Origin of the sequence: Sphingomonas kyeonggiensis (assembly GCF_014196745.1) — a bacterium.
Taxonomy (GTDB): Bacteria; Pseudomonadota; Alphaproteobacteria; order Sphingomonadales; family Sphingomonadaceae; genus Sphingomonas; species Sphingomonas kyeonggiensis.
In genome coordinates this window covers 1,575,360-1,593,792 of the sequence record NZ_JACIEH010000001.1, presented here as the reverse complement: position 1 = coordinate 1,593,792, position 18,433 = coordinate 1,575,360, and the positions used below count along the sequence as shown (strand labels likewise).

General features: G+C 61.9%; 18 protein-coding genes. 9 read left to right on the top strand and 9 right to left on the bottom strand.

Annotation, left to right across the window (positions count from 1 at the left end; all coding sequences use genetic code 11):
• Positions 1-21: 21 nt before the first annotated feature.
• Positions 22-852: a plasmid partitioning protein RepB C-terminal domain-containing protein gene (locus GGR46_RS07655; RefSeq protein WP_183996079.1), complete on the top strand. Its 831-nt coding sequence runs from the start codon at positions 22-24 to the stop codon at positions 850-852.
• Positions 853-1,110: 258 nt separating this feature from the next.
• Positions 1,111-1,293: a hypothetical protein gene (locus GGR46_RS25165; RefSeq protein WP_221262581.1), complete on the top strand. Its 183-nt coding sequence runs from the start codon at positions 1,111-1,113 to the stop codon at positions 1,291-1,293.
• A 165-nt stretch (positions 1,294-1,458) separates the two neighbouring features.
• Here the strand turns inward: GGR46_RS25165 and GGR46_RS07650 are convergent, their stop codons facing one another.
• The gene (locus GGR46_RS07650) at positions 1,459-1,710 is read right to left on the bottom strand and encodes a hypothetical protein (protein ID WP_183996077.1); all 252 of its coding nucleotides are present in this window, start codon (positions 1,708-1,710) and stop codon (positions 1,459-1,461) included.
• 1,096 nt (positions 1,711-2,806) lie between these two features.
• Here GGR46_RS07650 and GGR46_RS25915 point away from each other — a divergent pair.
• Entirely contained in the window at positions 2,807-3,043 is a 237-nt protein-coding gene (locus tag GGR46_RS25915; RefSeq protein ID WP_183996075.1) for a helix-turn-helix domain-containing protein, read from the top strand.
• A 191-nt stretch (positions 3,044-3,234) separates the two neighbouring features.
• On the top strand, positions 3,235-4,473 hold the full coding sequence (locus GGR46_RS07640) for an ISNCY family transposase (RefSeq protein WP_183996073.1): 1,239 nt from the start codon (positions 3,235-3,237) through the stop codon (positions 4,471-4,473).
• Positions 4,474-4,863: 390 nt separating this feature from the next.
• On the opposite strand, the gene GGR46_RS07635 is transcribed toward GGR46_RS07640, so the two are convergent.
• Entirely contained in the window at positions 4,864-5,586 is a 723-nt protein-coding gene (locus tag GGR46_RS07635) for a hypothetical protein (RefSeq protein WP_183996071.1), read from the bottom strand.
• Between the two features lie 226 nt (positions 5,587-5,812).
• Here GGR46_RS07635 and GGR46_RS07630 point away from each other — a divergent pair, with 226 nt between their 5' ends.
• The 4 genes from GGR46_RS07630 to GGR46_RS07615 all read left to right on the top strand — a co-directional run bounded on the left by GGR46_RS07630 (position 5,813) and on the right by GGR46_RS07615 (position 9,880).
• A complete protein-coding gene (locus GGR46_RS07630; RefSeq protein ID WP_183996069.1) occupies positions 5,813-6,511 on the top strand; it encodes an MEDS domain-containing protein in 699 nt (232 codons plus the stop codon).
• Positions 6,502-8,307 carry a sensor histidine kinase gene (locus GGR46_RS07625; RefSeq protein WP_183996067.1) on the top strand — a complete coding sequence of 602 codons (1,806 nt, stop codon included), beginning with the start codon at positions 6,502-6,504 and terminating at the stop codon, positions 8,305-8,307. The genes GGR46_RS07630 and GGR46_RS07625 overlap by 10 nt, the downstream gene beginning before the upstream one ends.
• A 68-nt stretch (positions 8,308-8,375) precedes the next feature.
• Positions 8,376-8,816: a GlcG/HbpS family heme-binding protein gene (locus GGR46_RS07620; protein WP_183996065.1), complete on the top strand. Its 441-nt coding sequence runs from the start codon at positions 8,376-8,378 to the stop codon at positions 8,814-8,816.
• A 215-nt stretch (positions 8,817-9,031) separates the two neighbouring features.
• Positions 9,032-9,880 carry an alpha/beta fold hydrolase gene (locus GGR46_RS07615; protein ID WP_183996063.1) on the top strand — a complete coding sequence of 283 codons (849 nt, stop codon included), beginning with the start codon at positions 9,032-9,034 and terminating at the stop codon, positions 9,878-9,880.
• Positions 9,881-10,062: 182 nt separating this feature from the next.
• On the opposite strand, the gene GGR46_RS07610 is transcribed toward GGR46_RS07615, so the two are convergent.
• The 5 genes from GGR46_RS07610 to GGR46_RS07595 form a co-directional block, all read right to left on the bottom strand.
• Positions 10,063-10,923 (bottom strand): alpha/beta fold hydrolase, encoded by an 861-nt coding sequence (locus tag GGR46_RS07610; RefSeq protein WP_183996061.1) that lies wholly within the window; start codon positions 10,921-10,923, stop codon positions 10,063-10,065.
• Positions 10,924-10,985: 62 nt separating this feature from the next.
• Positions 10,986-11,402 (bottom strand): hypothetical protein, encoded by a 417-nt coding sequence (locus tag GGR46_RS25160; protein ID WP_221262580.1) that lies wholly within the window; start codon positions 11,400-11,402, stop codon positions 10,986-10,988.
• A gap of 120 nt (positions 11,403-11,522) precedes the next feature.
• The gene (locus tag GGR46_RS25155; protein WP_221262579.1) at positions 11,523-11,705 is read right to left on the bottom strand and encodes a hypothetical protein; all 183 of its coding nucleotides are present in this window, start codon (positions 11,703-11,705) and stop codon (positions 11,523-11,525) included.
• Positions 11,706-11,774: 69 nt separating this feature from the next.
• Complete coding sequence (locus GGR46_RS07600) at positions 11,775-12,656, bottom strand: SDR family NAD(P)-dependent oxidoreductase (RefSeq protein ID WP_343058095.1); 882 nt, start codon at positions 12,654-12,656, stop codon at positions 11,775-11,777.
• A gap of 77 nt (positions 12,657-12,733) precedes the next feature.
• Complete coding sequence (locus tag GGR46_RS07595; RefSeq protein ID WP_343058094.1) at positions 12,734-13,564, bottom strand: alpha/beta fold hydrolase; 831 nt, start codon at positions 13,562-13,564, stop codon at positions 12,734-12,736.
• Between the two features lie 580 nt (positions 13,565-14,144).
• Between GGR46_RS07595 and GGR46_RS07590 the strand changes: the two genes are divergently transcribed.
• Positions 14,145-16,103 (top strand): PAS domain-containing sensor histidine kinase, encoded by a 1,959-nt coding sequence (locus tag GGR46_RS07590; protein WP_221262578.1) that lies wholly within the window; start codon positions 14,145-14,147, stop codon positions 16,101-16,103.
• Between the two features lie 163 nt (positions 16,104-16,266).
• Here the strand turns inward: GGR46_RS07590 and tehA are convergent, their stop codons facing one another.
• Both tehA and GGR46_RS07580 read right to left on the bottom strand, forming a co-directional pair.
• A complete protein-coding gene (gene tehA / locus GGR46_RS07585) occupies positions 16,267-17,247 on the bottom strand; it encodes a dicarboxylate transporter/tellurite-resistance protein TehA (protein WP_183996055.1) in 981 nt (326 codons plus the stop codon).
• A gap of 69 nt (positions 17,248-17,316) precedes the next feature.
• Positions 17,317-18,429 carry an ABC transporter permease gene (locus GGR46_RS07580; RefSeq protein WP_246425920.1) on the bottom strand — a complete coding sequence of 371 codons (1,113 nt, stop codon included), beginning with the start codon at positions 18,427-18,429 and terminating at the stop codon, positions 17,317-17,319.
• Positions 18,430-18,433 lie beyond the last annotated feature (4 nt).

Below are 18,433 nucleotides of genomic sequence, written 5' to 3'. Positions count from 1 at the left end.
GTGCTCGAGGTTCCGCTCGCAATGATCCTGCCCCTTCGCCCCATGACGACGCGCATCAGCGGCTCGCGCCGCTACGCAAGGATCGCCACCTCCATCAAGGAGATCGGCGTCATCGAGCCGCTCGCCGTGACCACGCCCAACGGACGCGGACAGCGCATGCTGCTCGATGGCCATCTCCGCCTACACGCACTCAAAGAGCAGTCGGCGGAAACCGCGCCCTGCATCGTGGCGGACGACGACGAGGCCTTCACCTACAACAAGCGCGTGAATCGGCTCGCGACGGTCCAAGAGCATTACATGATTGCCCGCGCGCTAGACCGCGGCGTGCCGGCCAAGATGATTGCAGCCGCACTGGGCATCGACGAAAAGCTGGTCCTGCGGCGTCGCAACCTGCTCGACAGGATCGCCCCTGAGGTCGTCGAAATCCTGAAGGAGAAGCCCGTCAATCCCCAAATATTCGACATCTTACGCAAGCTGAAGCCGCACAAGCAGTTCGCCGCGGTCGAGATGATGGCCTCGATGAACAACTTCACTGCCAGCTACGCTAGGGCGATCATGGCGGCCGCCCGGCAGGATGACCTTGCGAAGCCAGATAGGGCCAAGAAGGTCGCGGGCGTGACTCCGGAGCAGATGGCACGGATGGAACGCGAGCTGGAATCGCTCAATCACGACTTCCGCGCACGCGAGGCGACCTTCGGTGACGATGTCCTTCAGCTCGTCCTCGCCTCGCGATACCTGCAGCGTCTGATCGAGAACGGGAATGTCGCGGCTTACCTCGAGACTAGGCATGCCGACATCATTGCGGAATTCCGAACCATAGTGTCCGCAAGCACTTTAGATTCGGCTGCGTAATGAGGACGGGGCTTCCGGCGTTCTAACGATTGCGTCATCACACTACCCACGTCGGAATGGCGCAGAGGGCATCGAAACTCTGGAGTGCAATGGATCGTGGGCGCATTTGATGGGGTATTACTACCAATCGGCTGCGTACAGCAGCTTTTGTTGTCGCCAGTCTCCGGGCCAAACGATCGATATGAATGCGGTAAGCCGTCATTGCCGAAGCGGGCCGAAAGTTGTGCTGGGAGACGGTGTGGCCTAAGTCACCCAGATATGGAAAAGCCCGAGACCAAAGATCGCCGTCGACGCATATCGCTTCTAGAGTTTGAGCGAGATCTCGCCCGTCGCCGCGAGGGGGCGGGGCCAATTGATATTCCGCGAAATTCCGGCACGCGCCGCACTGAGAGCAAGCAAATGCTACTCGACGTGCTCGCGAAGCTCGGCGCCAATTGGTAGTACGCATCCGAGATTACGTGAACGCGCGCAACAAATTCCGAGTGTGCGCGACGACGGCTTCCCCTTCCCCGCTCTCCACCAATCGCTGTACCGTGCGTCCGCCGAGCACCGGTGTTGGAGCTGAACGATAAGCGGGGCGATGTAATACGGTTCTCGCTAGAGGCATCAGTCTAGTGTGGTGGCCGGCTTTTGACCCGGCGCATCTGCAAGCGCTGCGGATAGTATCTGATGAAGCAAGTGCCAGATGCTCTGCTCACGATCACAGCCCGAGATTTCCACGATCTGCTCGAGCGCAGGAATCTGAAGACTTATCTCGGCCGTCTGATGCAATTCAGCCAAATAGCGATAGCTGATCCCGCTTTCATCAAGGCCTCGGTTCTCGATGACCGCTGCCGCGATGATTTTACGCCCCTCCACGCTACCGAGGGGCCAGAGCTCGATTTGAACTGCAATCACCGGCTCCTCCGGGACTTGGCCTAGCGAGGGACGTCGGCATCGCCCGCGCTGCGTCATTGTATCCGCTCCCCGTCAATCATCGTGATCGAAGAGCGCTCCTAGAGAACTGTATGGCTTCCCGGGAGGCCGAAGGTGAAAGTCACCATGCGGTGTTGCGACCCAGAAGCCTGGCCTCGCCTCCCATATATCCAGTTGGGTTAGCAGGTTCCCATCTTTGACCTGCAGGCGGTGGTCCTCGACCCAAAGGTGCGCGTGGATCCACAAGTCGCTTATCGATGTGACACCAAGGTCGCTGAAGACACTCAACATGTGCGAAAACGCAAATGAAGCTTTCGACAACTCGACAGGGTGGGGAAAATGAGTTCGCATACCGGTCCTCCTATTTGCATGGGGCGGACCGGCGGAAGCCGGGTGTTCAGAACCTGAGCTCACGCCAAGGCGCCGCCGCCTTTAGGCGAAGCCTTGGACATGCGCGACGGCCACCCGGCCACACGATGTGTGACCGGCCGTGAGCTCTGGGGTTCTGAAGCCCCGCCGCCGGGATTGACCGGTGGCGTCAAAACCGTCGCAGAACGAAATCGGGAGCGCAAGGGACTTGCAGTTTCTCCTGAAAATCCCCGCAGACCGTCGCCTCGAAGCATGCCGGAACATGCCGAATTTATCCTGGCATCTGGATGAACCAGGAGAAAATATGAGCCTTGTGGGTCGCCAGCTCTTGAGACCCAACTCTGCCAGATCATCGGTCCCGAGCAAAACGTCGAAAGAGTGCATGTCAGGATGATGCATCCTGACCCTTGAAGTAAAATCGGTCAGCCTTGCGGATAAATAGCAATTAGTCCGTAGTGAAACGTAGGTGGAATTGAATCTCGTAGATATTGATCCAGATAAATCCTGAATTTATCCACATTTTCTTCAAAATTTATCGCCCAATATTTGGCGTGAAGCTTCGGCTATAACTTAACATCATTGAATATTGACTCTATAGATGCATTGGTACCATCATCAGTGCCGAGTTTTGTAGGCTGGCATTCGACATGTGTTGGGGTCTCAAAGGCAGATGATCGACGATAGGCAGCACGCTCGCATCAAAGGTGCGTTGGCGCTGAGGGGGCTGACGCTCTCAAGCATCGCACGGGATTTGGGTGTGGCGCCGGGCACGGTGTCGATTGTCAGTCGGGGGTTTCGCCGTAGTCGTCGAATCGAATCAGCGATTGCCGTGGCGCTAGGGTGCAGCCCTGCTGACCTATGGCCGGAACGCTATTCTACGCTTCACAGCGAAGGAGGCGCGAAATGAGCTAGCTCTTTGATAATCACACCGGCGCATTTGCGGCAAAAGAAAAGGCCCGCTCGGTAAAGCAGGCCTCTTCCGGACATTGGTCCTAAGCAACCCTTGTCTGCCAAAATACGAGCAAACAGTCAAGCGATGGCATCGCCTCGCTGCCGTTTGCTGCGCCTCGTCAATAGCGATCAGATAAGGAATCGGACATGGATCACATTCCGATGCAGGACCCGTCTGCCCGGTTGTCCGGCGGCTCCATGCGAGCTCGGACGAAACATCCAATAACTCGAAAAACGGAGCAATCAGGTACGGTTTCGAGCAATCGCCCACTGGTAACCCTCAGCCAAGAGGAACTCGCTCGTGTCGAAATCCTGGTACTGCTGGATAAGCACCTGATTACCTGGGTTGAGGCATCATCGCTTCTGAAGGTTAAAAAGAGCCAGGTTTACAGGCTGTTGCAACGGTATCGCCTCGCCGGGCCGAACGGTTTGATCTCAAAGTCCCGCGGAGTTCAGAGCAATCGTGCGTTTCCTTCATCGGTGAAAACGCTAGTTCTCGCGCTTATACGGGAAAATTATAGCGACTACGGTCCTACCCTCATCGCGGAAATCCTGCCGGAGAAACACGGTATCAAGGTGTCTGCCGAAACGGTGCGCCGGTGGATGATCTCCGCTGGCCTTTGGGCAACCGACCGAGCCACGCGGCGCGCACTCCACCAGCCGCGGAGACGGATGACCAATTACGGGGACCTGGTACAGATGGACGGCTCCGACCACGACTGGTTCGAAGGGCGCGGCCCTCGCTGTACCGCGATGGTGATGGTCGATGACGCCACGGGGAGACTGCAGACATTGCGGTTCTTCCCGCGAGAAAATCGCAATGCCTACTTTCGAACGGTGAAATGCTATATTTCAGAGCATGGCCGCCCTTTGCGTATTCAGACCGATAAGCATGGAGCCATATGGTCTAAGGAAAAACGTACGGACTTCACAGTTGCGCTAGATGAACGGTTGAAGATCATTCATTCGATAGCCCACTCGCCACAATCAAAGGGTCGCGTCGAACGGATGAATCGAACGCTGCAAGATCGATTGGTAAAGGCTTTTCGGCGCGAGGGTATATCAAGCATCGAAGCAGCGAATGAATTTGTCCCGGGCTTCATGGAAGCCCACAACTCTCGCTTCGGACGGAATCCACGGCGTTCCGGCGATAGTCATCGTCCGATTCATCCTGATGCGTTGGAAAGCGCCCTCGCCCTTCGCAAAGAGTGCCGGGTCACGAAGGACTTGACGTTTTCCTTTCAGGGTCACGAATATCTTATCGAGGGAACGAATAAAGATCGTTCCCGGATCGCTCCGAGGGTCAGGGTAGAGCTTCAACTCGACGGCACAATGGTTGTGTTCGCCAACGGGCGCAGGCTCACCGTGCACCGCAAACAGCAGTAGCTCATTTGTAACGGGGCCCGCTGCTTTCGCAGCGGGTCCAAGTCCGCTATTCGTCTGCTGGTGGGGCCCAGCCTCCATGCCACCACCGCCGCCAGCGCTTTGGATCCGCGCGGCGGTGGTGGCATGGAGGCCCTTGAGAGCCGCCCTTGGGGACAGCATCGCCGGGGTGGGGTCCCATTCCTAAGCTGGCGAAATTGGCCCTTTTCGAATGCGGTTTAACACAGATTGTAAGTGCGTCGTCCGGAAAGACGCCAACTCTCGCCTCAGCGGCCGGATCTTCATCGTTTTACGAGGTCCGCTGCAGAAGACCCTGAAACGAAAACGGCCTGGGCGGCCCGGGATACAAATCGGCCACCCAGGCTTTTTCTTTGCCGGCTTATTGCAGTCGGATCAGCTCAGGTGAATGTTGTCGAGGTCGATTGACACGGTCATCTGTTCGAAATTGGCGATGTCGTTGGCGTCACGGGTGTAGATGCGCCGCCGGGTCGGGAACTTGATGCCCTGAACCTCGACATATTCCGACGGATAATGGGCGCCGGTGACGTTGTCGGAGATCTCGACGTTATAGTCATGCCGATAGATCAGGCCGTCGCTGCCGATGTAGAGGGTCTGCACCTTGCTCGTCGTCGCGATGCTGTCCGGATAGGTGATGCGCAGGCGACGCCAGGTCTCGCCATTCTCTTCCCATTCGCCGATTTCCTCACTCTGCACGTCGGGCCATGCAAGCAGGAACGGAGTGTTGAGATAGGTGAACATGGCGTGGCCCGCAAAATAGGCCAGCTGCAGTTCGGTCCACTGCGTCTCCAGCTTGTGCCCGACGAACGACGCCCGCGGATCGACCAGTTCCTCAAGGACCTCACCGGTAGCGGTGGAAAGCAGCGCTACTCGTCCCGGCGTGAAAAGCGACTTGCGCGACGCATCGCCGAACGGCTCGTGCGAAGCGCGTTCGGCTGTCAGGTCCACTGTCACGCTGGTGTCTGCGAGGATGCCACCGACGCCCTTGAGATCCCAGAGACCGCCGCCCTGGATGAGATGCGCCTTGACCGTCTTGAACGTGCGCCACCTGTCGAGACCACCATGCGCCTCGATCGTCTCTGCTGCCAACTTGTTCATAACAACTCTCGCTTGGGTCGAAGAAGCCCGCGATTTCGCCTGCGACGGCCGCCATCTGAAGGACTACGATGGTATGGGCTGGTCAGACGACCGTGTGGCACCGCGAAGCGGAAGGCTCTCCGGACGAGAAATTTCCGCGGGTTCGCCGCGCAGCAGGCCTGACCCGTACCAAGGTACATATTGCTTCTCACTGTCCCGATGCGATCTGGAGGGGGGTATTCCGCCGATGCTCGTTTCAGCCGGCGCGGGGGACGGATGGATGATGACGCAGGATGTAGATCGGGTTCCGGGAAGCGCTGGTTTGACGGGCACCGACTGGGATTCGCTCGCGGGACATGTCTGCGGAATCTTCCAGGATCTGGACGAGCAATATCGGGTCATGATGCCCTTTTTCCGCGGAGGCATCGAGCGCGGGGAGCGAGCGTTCCACACAGTGGACCCGTCCCGCACCCAGGACCATGCGGAGCGCCTCGCGGCAGGCGGCATCGATGTGGCTGGCGCGATCGCATCGGGTCAGCTGACGATCAACAATTGGGACCAGACCTTCTTCGACCTCGGTCCGTGGGACAATATGCAGACCGTGAAGCTGTTTCGGGGCCTGTGCGCCGACGGACGTGCCACCGGTTATCCGCGCACCAGGTTCTTCTGCGAATATGAGTATGCGAAGATCATCCATACTGCGGATGAGATGCTCGAATATGAAGCGACCATGCAGCTTCACGGGTTCGACAGCATGAATGCCGATGATGCGTCGATTTGCGCGTATCGCATCCCGGAATGGACCGGCGAAATTCTGGTGAACGCCCTTCGCACCCATCCCACGGTGATCCTGAACGGGCATATCCACGAGAACCCGTTCTTCGACCGGCCACAGACGGTCCTTTCCGGCCTCGAACGCAAACAACGGAACCGACATTGCTGCTAGAAGGGGCGCACCATTTGGGCGGAAACGGACGATCCGATTCCGACGAGTGCGACGACCTCCGGGCCTGCATCAACGATCTGGTCGGCCTCCTGGCGCTTCGTTCCCTGTGGGACGGGGCTGACTTGGCGCGCCTGGGGGAATTGCTCGCCGATGTGCTGACCCAGATGCTCGGCCCGGATTTCATCACCGTGCGCCTGTTCGACGCCGACGGAGGCGCGATCGACTGCCAACGTTGCGGGAGCATGAGCGAGAGCGCGGTGGAGAAGGGTCTGCGGGCTTTCGCACACGACTGGCTTCAAGGCGTGCCCCGCATCGGCATTTGCACTTTTCGAAACGAGATCGAAGGCAAGCCGCTCAATCTCGCGGCCCTGGACCTCGGCACCCGTTCGGAATTCGGGCTTGTGCTGGTCGGCAGCGTCCGGGAGAACTTTCCGACCGCCACCGAAAGACTCCTGCTGAATGTCGCGGCGAGCCAGGCGCTCATCGCGCTGCAGCAACGCCGTCTTCTCGACGAGCAGGCGGACTATGCGTCGCAGCTCGACGGTCTTGTCGCCAGGCGCACCCATGAGCTCGAGCTCGCCAGCGAGGCACTCAGGCGCAGCGAAGCGCTGATGGCACAGGCGCAGCGCGTCAGCCTTACGGGCAGCTTCGCCTGGTGCCCGAGCAGTGATTTCCTGCAATGGTCAGCGCAAACCCACAGATTGTTCGGGGTGGCTGCCGACGAGCCCGTAAGCACCGAGCTCTTCTATAGCCGCGTGCATCCGGACGACCATGAGATGTTGCGCGGTCTCGGTGCTGTCGCCAGGGCCGGCACGACCGATCTGGATTGCATGTTCCGGGTGGTAGCTTCGGAAGGAGATACCCGGATCATCCATCTCGTGGCCCATCCCGTTCACAATGCATCAGAGGCAGTCGAGTATATCGGGGCGCTTCAGGACGTCACCGCGCGTGTGCGGGCGGAGGAAGAAGGCCGCTCCGCCGAGATACGGATGCGTGAACTCCGGGATGACCTGTCGCGTGCGAACAGGCTGGCTACGCTCGGACAATTGTCCGCGACCATCTCCCATGACGTGCGGCAGCCCCTCTCCAGTGTCGTCGCGACAGCCATGGCCGGCCTCAACTGGCTCAATCGCCCCTCCCCTGACGTGCCGGCGGCGCGCCGATCCCTGGAGCGGGCAATGGCCGGGGCCCAGCGCGCCGCGGACATCCTCGAACGGATGAAGTCCTTCAGCCGGCACAACGGCCAGAAGGGCCATGTCGACCTGAACAAGCTGATCGACGACACCGTCGCTCTCGTTGGGTCGGACGCCCGTCGCCGCGGGGTCGAGCTGGTGGCCAGCCTCGCTCCCGATCTCCCGACCGTCAATGCGGACAGGGTGCAGATTCAGCAGGTCGTGATGAACCTGATCGTCAATGCGGTCGAGGCCGTTGAGACCAGCTCGGCGAACCGGCGTGAGATTGCTGTAGGGACCTGGTCCGCAGGGGGAGAGGTCGGCGTCGAGGTCCGGGATACCGGAGCGGGCATTTCCGAGACAATTCGCCCCCGGCTGTTCCAGGCCTTCAACACCACCAAACCATCCGGCCTGGGCATCGGTCTTTCCATTTGCAGGGAGATACTCGAGGACCATTCTGGCCATATCTGGGCGACTGAGAACGAACCCGTGGGCGCGGTCTTCCGGTTCACGCTTCCCGCAGAACCCGCTGACGCCCTCACCCAAACTAGCCCGGTTCCGACGCCAATTGCCAGCGGTCCGCCCCCTTCCCCCATGCCATACCTTGGGATGCATGCCCCATAACTTCGCCTGATTGGGCGGGACGGGAGCCAATGTCATGGACTGCTCAGGCCATTGGAAACCCGAGCATCATGCCCCAGACCATCAAATCCCTTTCGCTTCCCGAGGCGGACATCGTGATTGCCGCGGCGATCGCGGCGGCGGAGGCAACCCCCGTGAAATCGACCATCGTCGTGCTCGATGCTGGTGGGGAAATCATCGTTGCCACGAGGATGGACGGAGCCTGGGCGGGCGCCTTTGATCTCGCCCTGGCGAAAGCGCGCACATCCCGCGCCTTTGGCGCGCCGAGCGGCTATTTCACGGCGCTCGTGCAGCCCGGCGCCCCACTGTTCGGCGTGGGCAGCGCAGAGGGCGGCAAGTACCTCACCCTTCCCGGTGGTGTCCCTGTTATCCTGGGAGGGGCTGTTATCGGCGCGATCGGCGTGAGTGGCGGAACCCCGGACCAGGATGAAGCAGTCGCACAGGCGGCGCTTCGTCGCCTCCATTTGCCTGACGCCACCGTCGCGGCCTGAATCAATGAGTGCTCAGGGAATCGCAAACCGGCCCGCCCGGAACGAACCGCATGTTCGCGAGGGTCAGACGTTCGAGCGCGATCGATCAAGCGAGTGGCATCCGCAGTCGGCGAAGGCTCGGTGGTCGCGAGTGCGATCCACCAGTTCCTGACCCTCGACAGCTGAATCACGGCTCCCCGCCTCCCCCTCCCCGCTCAGTTCTCAGGAGATTCCAGATGAGCAATCATACGACAGCGACGGCTCCCACATTGTTCGTCGAAGCCGCCAACCAGGTGCGCTATGCCTATCGCCGCTTCGGCACGACCAAGGGCGTTCCGCTCGTGCTCTTGCCGCGCTTCCGCGGCGACCTCGAGACCTGGGACCCGGCGATCCTCGATGCCCTCGCTGCCGAGCGCGAAGTCATCCTGGTGAATAATCGCGGCGTGAGCTCAACCAATGGAACGACGCCTTCCACCATCGCCGAGATGGCACGCGATCTCATTGCGTTCCTGGACGCGCTGAACCTGCGCCAGATCGATCTTCTCGGCTTCTCCCTGGGCGGCTTCGTGGCACAGGAAATCGCGCTGATCCGCCCCGATATGGTCCGGCGCCTGATCCTCGCGGCGACGGCACCGCAGGGCGGTCCGAAGATGCATGGCTGGCGCAAGGATATCGCGGACGCCGTCCGCAAGGACGAGCCCGGCCCGGCAGAGCTTCTCTACACCTTCTTCAAGCCGACCGAGACAAGCCAGGCCGCCGGCGTGGAGTATCTCGGACGCTTCATGGAACGCGCCGAGGACCGTGACGTCGCGAGCTCGCTCCAGACCCGCGACGCGCATTATGACGCGGTGTGCGACTGGGGCATCCCCGATCATTCGAAGCTGCAGCGGCTCCAGGGGATCCTGCAGCCGACCTTCGTCTGCAACGGCGATGCGGATGCGATGATCCCGCCGAGCCTTTCGCACCTTCTCGGCGGCCTGATTCCCGATGCGATCGTGAAGATCTATCCGGATGCGGGACACGGCTTCCTTTTCCAGCATCATGCCGAATTCTCTGCTGATGTGAACGCATTCCTGGCCGGCTGATCGAAAGCGTAACGCCTGCCCCGGCCCGCCCGGGAGCAGGCGTTGCATCAAGGCGTGTCCAGCATCGGAAGCTGAAGCACAACTCGAGCGCAACCGTACTCGGGTTCAAAAAGCGCAAGGCGCCGGGGATTGCTCTCCGGCGCCTTGTTTTCATCCCACGACGTCCGATCAGGCCGACGCGTTCAGACTTTGCGCTTGGCCGGGAAACGACCGGGATCCCGATGGCCTCCCTGTACCCAATCGCGGATCAATGCCGCATATTCCTCGGGCGCATCCTCCCAGACATAATGACCGGCAGCGACGATCACATTGACCGCAGCCGGCAGGAATTCGGCCAGATAGTCGCCATTGGACGGAGGGACGATCGGATCGTCTCGCCCCGAAATCACCAGCACCGGTGCCTCGATCGACGGCAAAAGTTCACCCAGCCGTGCCAGGCCCCTGGGATAGGCCCGCACATATTCGGCGGCCTCGATCCAGCGCCGGCCCGCCGAGGAGGCCCGGAAATCCTCCATCGCCTCCTTCGGGGGCAGGTGCCGGGCATTGCGGGTGATGGTCGCCACGACCTGCGGGCCACCGTCCTCCTCCCCAAAGCTGCCAGGCGCCGCCTCGATCACGCCGCGCAGGCCCGCTCCAACCAAGTCCATGCGCGCGCCGCCGCTACCGATGGTGATGCTCTCGAAAAGATCCGGGGCAGAATGCGCAGCGAACAGTAGCGCCGAAGTTCCAACGTCCGGCCCCACGGCATGCACGCGCTGCAGGCTCAGGGCGCGTGCGAACCGGACCAGGAAATCGCCCATCGCCTGTGGCGACATGAGGTCCGGCCGCCCCTCGGATCGGCCAAAGCCCGGCAGATCCAGCGCGATCACCGGACCCAATGGCGTTATCTCGGACCAGATTCCGTGAAAGGCGTAGATGCTCTGCGGCCATGGCGCCGTCAGGAGGATCGGCGTCCCCTCCCCGTCCGTGCGAATAAAGCGAATGCGGAGTCCATCGACCGTGATGAACTCAGGGACTGCCGGCGAGAATATCGGATCGGCCATTAGCTGTTTTCCTTGCGCATAAGACACCGCCCGGAAGCAGGAGGCTTCCGGGTGGTGTGAGATCAGAAGAAGCGGTAGTTGGAGAGATCGATCGAGACGATCAGCGGGTCCGGTGCCGGCAGATTGTCCGGCCGGCGCGGCCAGATCCGCATCTTGGAGTAGAGGGTCAGGCCCTGAACGGTGACCGGCTCGGTCAGATAGCGCGCCGCAGGGTTGCTCCCCTGGATGTCGACTTCATAATCATGTCGGCGGAGCAGGCCCTTCTCGTCGAAATAATAGGTCTGCTCTTTGCTATGCGTGGCGATCGTGTCGGGGAACTCGGCACGCAAGCGGCGCCACGTCTCGCCATTCTCGGTCCAAGGCTCGACTTCCCGGGTCACGACGCCCGGCTGGCGAAGCAGAAAGGGCGAAGTGAGATACGTCCACATGGTGTAGCCGGCAAAGTAGCCGACCTGCGGATGGCTCCATGGCGTCTCCATTTCATATCCCGCAAACGACTGGCGCGGAGAAAGCAGCTCCTCCACAACGCCACCTTCCGGCGCCTCGATCGTCACGCGCTCCGGGGTGAAGTTCGAGTGATTTCGGGTCGGCGAAAAAGGCTAGTGCGAGACATGCTCTCGCTTCAGGTCGATCTGGACATGCGCATGCTCGAGCACGGTCGGCTGCCCCTTGAGCGCCCAGAGCACGCCGCCTTGCACGAGGTCGGCCTGCAGGGTCGAAAAGCTGTTGAAGCGGTCGAAGCCGCCATGGGCATCGATCACGAAGTCGACGAGATCGGTCATATGAATTCCATTGTCAGTGTCCCTTGAAGGACGGGATTTGAGATCAGGTCGCCCAGGCCCGGCGCTTGCTCAGCCGGCCAAGGGCAATCGATAGCGAGGTGCGACCGCGCTCTTCGAAAGGTTCGGCGCCATCGCCAGGCGTGCATTCTGCATCGCGGTGAACTGCACCTCGTCCGCAAGCGGCGGGATGGTGATCGTCTCCCCGCGGTCGAAACCGATAAGGGCCGCATCGACCATGTCCCCGACTTCCATCAGCATCCCCTCCGGGAAGCTGTTCACGTCGCGGCCTGCCTTTTCCCAAAGATCGGTCCGGGTCGCGCCCGGGAGGACCGCCTGGACATAGATGCCCTTGTCCTTGAGCTGCGCCGCCAGCGCCTGGCTCAGATTGAGCAGATAGGCCTTGGTGCCGCTGTAAATGCCCTCGAACATCTCCGGCGCGAGCGCCAGGACCGACGAGACATTGACGATCGCACCGCCCCCTCGCGCGACAAATGCCTTGCCGGCCGCTGCGGCGAGCCGGGTCGGCGCGGTCACGTTCAGCGCGATGATGCGGGAAAATGCGGCAGGCTCATTTTCAAGGATGCCACCCTTGAGCGACATGCCCGCATTGTTCACCAGCAGGCCGACATCGCCAGCGGCGAGCCGCTGCTCCACCACCGCGACATCGCTCTCCTTCGTGAGATCCGCCGGCAGTATCTCGACCCCGACATCCGCTTCGGAACGGAGCCTCGCAGCCAGCTGCTCGAGGCGCTCCGCATCGCGTGCAACGAGGACCAGCGAACGCCCACCTTTGCCAGCCGCTCGGCATAAACCGCTCCGATCCCCATGGAGGCGCCGGTGACCAGGGCCTTCCCACCCAGATTGCTCATTTCCATATTCCTTGATGTGCGAACCATTCTTTCGGCACTGCGTCGCCGGGACGGCCCGTCGGACCGCCCCGGCCTTGTCCATGGCGAGCGTCTCGTCTGCCTTGCTGCCCGTCAGAACGGTGGCGTCAAAGAACCCGGCTCCCATGAAGCAGGTGTCGCTCAGGCCTTGATGAAGGCCAGCAGGTCGGGATTCAGGACATCGGCATGGGTAGTGAGCATGCCGTGCGGGTAACCCTTGTAGACCTTGAGCTCGCCCTTCTTGAGCAGCTTGACCGACAACAAGCCGGCATCCGCGATCGGCACCACCTGATCGTCATCGCCATGCATGACCAGCGTCGGCACGGTGATCGCCTTGAGGTCGTCGGTGAAGTCCGTCTCCGAAAAGGCTGCGATGCAGTCGTAATGCGCCTTGGCCCCGCCGATCATGCCCTGGCGCCACCAGTTCTGGATCGTCCCCGGGATCACGGGAGTGCCCGGGCGATTGAAGTTGTAGAAGGGGCCGCTCGCCACATCGAGGTAGAATTGCGCGCGATTGGCAGCAAGCGCGGTGCGGAAGCCGTCAAAGACATCCTTGGGCGTGCCGCCCGGGTTCTTTGCCGACTTGATCATGATCGGCGGCACCGCGCTGACGAGCACTGCCTTGGCAACCCGTCCGGGCTTCGCGCGCGCGACATATCGCGCCACTTCGCCGCCGCCGGTCGAGTGGCCGATATGCACCGCGTTCTTCAGGTCCAGATGGTCGGTGAGCGCGATCACGTCGGCGACATAGGTGTCCATGTCATTGCCGGTGTCGGTCTGGGTCGACCGCCCATGCCCGCGCCGATCATGCGCGATGACGCGATAGCCCTGCTGCAGGAAGAACAGCATCTGCGCGTCCCAGTCGTCCGCGGAAAGCGGCCAGCCGTGATGAAACACGATCGGCTGCGCGCCCTTGGGCCCCCAGTCCTTGAAGAAAATCTCGGTACCGTCAGCGACTTTGATCGTACCCACGCCAGTAGTTCCTTTTGCAAAGGTGCCGGAGAATTCGGCGGCAAGGGCGGTGCCCGGCAGCATCGTGAGCGCCGTGGACGCGAGAGCGCCGCCGACCAGCTGCCGGCGCGTGATATCCATGAGATTGTCCATCGGGTGACCGCCGCTTTCCGTTTTTCCAGCATCGCGACGCCACAACCGGCGTCGCGTCGAAAGAAGGCTAACCACCGGCGAGCCCGCGGAGACAGCTGCACGTCGGTATGGGTTCGAGCGACCAAGGTCTGCACGGCACGTCGGGAGCGGAACGCCCGAAGTGGCATCTCAACGGGCGCGGCCGCCCACACGCAATCCCATACCGAGGTACAGGTAGCTCCCGATCGCTTCGGGTTCGAAATGATCCAGCCGACAACGGGAAATTGAGAGACGTGACCAACGCCGCTCCAGATGGAGCCGCCCATCGAGATCCGGCTTGCCCCGCGCGTTCCCTCGACAAGCTCCCGCGTTCGTACATATTGAAATCGGCTGTCAGGCGGAGCGATCGATATGCGAGTTGAGCCGAACCTCTCGGTCATGGTCCTGGCACTGGACGGAAAAGCTCGACGTGAAGGTAAGTAAGGCCCGGCTTGGCTGGCGGTGCGCTGCGATCGCCACCGCGGGCGCAGGGTTCGTGATCGGCATGGCGGCCGGGCTGGATGCTCCGGCCTGGCTCTTTTTCCTGGTATCCGTGACGGCAGCGTCGCGGACCGGAATTGCCCGAGACATCTGGATCTCAGCCGGTGGTGCCGCGATATTCGCAACGCTGTTGACGTTGGCGTCTCCTTCCGCCTTGCCGATGGCCGAACGGCTGGCAGGTCTGGCATTCGCGATCATCGCCATCGGCTTCGCCGGCTTCACTCTGGTAAGCCTGAGAACGCTCCTTGGCGAACTGGAGGAAAGCCGGAACGAGCTGCGAACCTTTACGGATTCGGTGCCCTATCTCATCTGGCGGGGCACGCCCGAAGGCGGCGTCGACTTCCTCAATCGTCGCTACACCGATCTGACCGGTCACGATCATGACGTGGCCATCGCGCAGAAGACCTGGCGCCAGTGTATCCACGAAGACGATCTCCCCGAATATTGGTCCCGTCGTTCGTACGCGCTGGAAACCGGGACCGAATTCCGCGCGGTCTTCCGCCTTCTGCACGCCAATGGCGAATATCGGTGGATGTCGCTGATCGGGCGCCCCGTGCGGGCGCCCGGGTCGGATGCGGTTATCCGCTGGTATGGCGGCATTTCCGACGCCCATGAGGAAGTGCTCGCCCAGCAGAAGGTCGCCGAGCTCATGGCCGTGCTCGAGAACCGGGTCGAAGAACGGACCGAAGCGCTCGCCAAGAGCCAGGAGCGTTTCTCGATCCTGTGGGAGATCAGCAACATCACCTTCGCGGAGCAGGATTTCAGTGAGGCGGTGGTGATACTCGATCGCCTGAAGGCAGAAGGCGTGAGCGATCTGGCCAGCTATTTCGCACAGCATCCCGAGGTCCTGCGCGCGTGCATCGCCGCCGTACGAACGGTCGGCGTCAATCCAGCGACGGCCAGGTTGATGGGTTTCGAATCCCTTGACGAAATGCTTGAGCGGCCCGTGGCAACGACTGCCGAGGACATCGAACTCATCATGGTGAAGCAGCTCGAGCTTTGCTTCTATGGCCGGAACGATACCGAGGGAAACGCCGTGCTGATCGGCAAGGACGGCCTGCGGGTTCCGGTCTTCTACAGCGTTCACCGGCTGCCCGATGAGCACCAGCTTTCCAGCCTCGTGGATTTGACCCTCCAGCAAAGAGCGGAAGAGATGCGCCTGGCGGCGCAGGAGCAACTTGCCAGGGCTAATCGCGCAGCAACGCTCGGCGCCTTCTCGGTATCGCTTGCGCACGAACTCAATCAACCGATAGGCTCGATGATGATAGACGCAGGCATCGCCTTGCGCCTCACTCAGGGCGGCGAACCCGCGGCGCAGAACCTCCCCCGGATCCTGGAGCGCGTGTCGAGGACAGCGGAGCGGATTTCAGGGATTGTCGGTCGAATCCGTGAGAGCATCTCCGGGCGCGAGCGCGCTGCAACGCAGGTGGACTTGTGCAGGCTGGCACAGGAGACGGCCGAGCTGCTGCGCCGCGACGTCCAGCAAGCCCAGACCACACTCGATATCGATTGCAGTCGGGGCAGCGCTTTGGTCAGCGCGGACCGAGTCGATCTGCAGCAAGTCCTGGTGAACCTCATCCTGAACGCTGCCGAGGCTATGGCGGATCACGAAGGAGAGCGGCGCGTACGAGTGTCTATCACGCCCTCTTCCGAAGGTATCCGGGTGTCCGTGACGGACACAGGCCAGGGCATACCTACGAACCTGCTGGAGAAGGTGTTCGATCCCTTTTTCACAACCAAGGCGGAGGGCATCGGCATGGGCTTGCTGATATGCAGCAACGCCGTGGCAAGGTTCGGCGGCGTCCTGCAGGCCCGCAACCGACCCGAAGGCGGCGCGGAGTTCTTCTTCACGCTCCCGCCTGCGGAAGCCGAAAGCGCGGCCGCCTAGGCCCCAGACCGGCCCGGCATTGAGGACTTCGTGGCAAAACCCGGAATCTTATCGCCCTGGCTGAGCCGGCCAGTCATGGCAGGATCGTGTCTCATCCAAGCCCCTAAGGCCGGCCGCTGGAACATGACATGATCGGTTCCATTTCCCCCACATTTCCATTCGCTCAGCGCTCCGGTACCGGCGCCGGTAGCAGGCGTCCGTGGATAAGCAGCCCAAGCGTCAGGAAGAAGATGCCCAGCACCAACAGATTTGCGGCGACGAAGAGATACGGCGCAAGCGCTGCAAGCGCAGTTTCTCCCGGGGCCATGGACAATCTAATCGTCGCGCCGGCGAGCGCCGTGCCACCGAAAGTGAATGCCCAATAGCCAGGACCAAAAGGCTGTGCCGCGATCCAGCGGATCGCGCGCGCAAGGATCAGCACCTGCAGCAACGCGTAGCCGATCATCATATGGGCCAGCATGCCTCCCTCCCCGCCCGCCACCGCGAGATAGGCAGTGGCGCCCACTGCAGGCGGCGCAAGCTGGATGCCCAGCGTCGGACGAAGTGCGGGCGCAAGCGCCGGGGCGGTGTAAAGGCGGTGGAGGAGCACGGATTCGATGGCGAGCCAGGTGAAGAAGGCCGCTCCGAACGCCAGCTCGCCCCACTTTGGATAGCCGAACCCCGACACGACAGTCGCCGTCACAAACCCGCCGGCTACCAGAGGCAGATAGAGTACCGGAGTCGTGGTCGCCGGATCACGGTCTCCCTGCCAAAGCTGGCCCGTGCGCCAGATGCCGAAACCGAAGGTAAAGACTGCGCCCAGCGCGAATAGTGCCAGTGCCAAGGGGCGCCAGCCCATTGGAGCCCCTTGTGCCACCAGCAACGTTGCCACGCCCACGAGTCCGACGAAGCAGCACTGCACTGGGTGCATGGCCTCTTCCAAGGCCGATTTTCGCGCCCCGATCCATTTCAGGCTGTAGAGGGCGAGCAGCAGGGCCCAGATGAGCAATGCGGCGCCGTAAATGACGTCGGCGACCGCCGAAGGCAGCCCCCAGGCCAGATGCGCTGCCCGCCAGTCGTTGGCGAGGCCTGCCAAGCCGAGCACGATCCCGAAAAAGGAGGCCGGCACCAGCGGCAGTTTCAGCCGCAAATTACTCCTCGTCATGACGCCTCCCGGTAGGGTCCTTCCGAATCTCATGCCTCAGGCACACCGGAGCGAGAAGCGGGAGGCAGGTCATGCCGGCTCTGCGCGACCGTCATCGTCCATGTCCACTGAACTTGGCGACGCAGCCTGGCTACGCCAGAGCCAGCCAGACAGGAAGAGGATCGTCAGGAATATCAGGACGCCCAAAGGTGCGGCCGCCTCGGGTAGCGACGCCCCCATCTGATTGAAGCGCACAATCGAATGCACCCCGGCCGTCGCCGGCGACAGCCAGGACAAGGCCGCGAGCCAGCCCGGCATCTGGTTGAGCGGCCAGGCAAAGCCGGTCAGGAACACCAGCGGCACGGACGTCGGCATAAGGAGCTTCAGCGCATCGTCCCCGTCCCGAAACAATGTGCCGAGCAACAGTCCGAGCGCTGCCACCGCGGCCGAGAAGATCGGCATTGCGAGAAGCAGGCCGATCATGTTCCCGCTCCGCGGCACGTCCTGAAGCCAATAGGCGAAACCGAAGAAGAACGCCTGGCCGAGAAGGCCTGTCAGGATGCAGGCAATCCAGGCTCCCAAGGCATCCGAAATTCCGCCAGGGGGTTCCCGGCGGCGACGGCGCTCGGCAACCAGTCGCGCCGCGGTGAAAAGCAGTGTCTGTTGCAGGATCACGACCGCGATCGACGGGAAGACATAATCCCGATAGCCGGCAACGCCGTTGAACAGGGGTTGCACGGTGACCTCCGCCGCCCTCCCTTGCTCGACCGGGTTTGCCGCCCCGATCCTTTCGCCGAACCGGGCCGCCTGTGCTGCCACCGCAGCGCTGACGGCTCCCACTACGTTTTCCGCGCGAACGAAGTAGCTGCCCTCGACAACCAGGCCGATGCCCTCACCGCCCCGGCCCGCCCAGATCGCGCCCGAGAGCCCCTTTGAGATCAGCAGCACGCCTTCCGCGCGCCCATCCCGCAGAATCTCGCGACCGTGCGCCATGTCCGCCACCTGACCAACGACCTGGACCGACTGCGTTGCGTTCAGATCGCGCACAAGCCGGCGGGAGAATTCCGTTTGATCCTGATCGACGACAACCACCGAAAGGTCGGTCGCGACCTGGTGCGCATAGGGAGCCGGATAGTAAAAGGCGTAGAAGATGACCGAGATGATCGCGAGCGAAGCGAGCTCGCGTGCGGTCAGGATCTCCATCATC

What these genes read in the sequence shown, in the direction of transcription:
- GGR46_RS07655 (WP_183996079.1), top strand. Translation starts at nt 22, where the DNA reads ATGATCCTGCCCCTTCGCCCCATGACGACGCGCATCAGCGGCTCGCGC.
- GGR46_RS25165 (WP_221262581.1), top strand. Translation starts at nt 1,111, where the DNA reads ATGGAAAAGCCCGAGACCAAAGATCGCCGTCGACGCATATCGCTTCTA.
- GGR46_RS25915 (WP_183996075.1), top strand. Translation starts at nt 2,807, where the DNA reads ATGATCGACGATAGGCAGCACGCTCGCATCAAAGGTGCGTTGGCGCTG.
- GGR46_RS07640 (WP_183996073.1), top strand. Translation starts at nt 3,235, where the DNA reads ATGGATCACATTCCGATGCAGGACCCGTCTGCCCGGTTGTCCGGCGGC.
- GGR46_RS07635 (WP_183996071.1), bottom strand. Translation starts at nt 5,586, where the DNA reads ATGAACAAGTTGGCAGCAGAGACGATCGAGGCGCATGGTGGTCTCGAC.
- GGR46_RS07630 (WP_183996069.1), top strand. Translation starts at nt 5,813, where the DNA reads ATGCTCGTTTCAGCCGGCGCGGGGGACGGATGGATGATGACGCAGGAT.
- GGR46_RS07620 (WP_183996065.1), top strand. Translation starts at nt 8,376, where the DNA reads ATGCCCCAGACCATCAAATCCCTTTCGCTTCCCGAGGCGGACATCGTG.
- GGR46_RS07615 (WP_183996063.1), top strand. Translation starts at nt 9,032, where the DNA reads ATGAGCAATCATACGACAGCGACGGCTCCCACATTGTTCGTCGAAGCC.
- GGR46_RS07610 (WP_183996061.1), bottom strand. Translation starts at nt 10,923, where the DNA reads ATGGCCGATCCGATATTCTCGCCGGCAGTCCCTGAGTTCATCACGGTC.
- GGR46_RS25160 (WP_221262580.1), bottom strand. Translation starts at nt 11,402, where the DNA reads ATGGAGACGCCATGGAGCCATCCGCAGGTCGGCTACTTTGCCGGCTAC.
- GGR46_RS25155 (WP_221262579.1), bottom strand. Translation starts at nt 11,705, where the DNA reads ATGACCGATCTCGTCGACTTCGTGATCGATGCCCATGGCGGCTTCGAC.
- GGR46_RS07600 (WP_343058095.1), bottom strand. Translation starts at nt 12,656, where the DNA reads ATGGACAAGGCCGGGGCGGTCCGACGGGCCGTCCCGGCGACGCAGTGC.
- tehA (WP_183996055.1), bottom strand. Translation starts at nt 17,247, where the DNA reads ATGACGAGGAGTAATTTGCGGCTGAAACTGCCGCTGGTGCCGGCCTCC.
- GGR46_RS07580 (WP_246425920.1), bottom strand. Translation starts at nt 18,429, where the DNA reads ATGGAGATCCTGACCGCACGCGAGCTCGCTTCGCTCGCGATCATCTCG.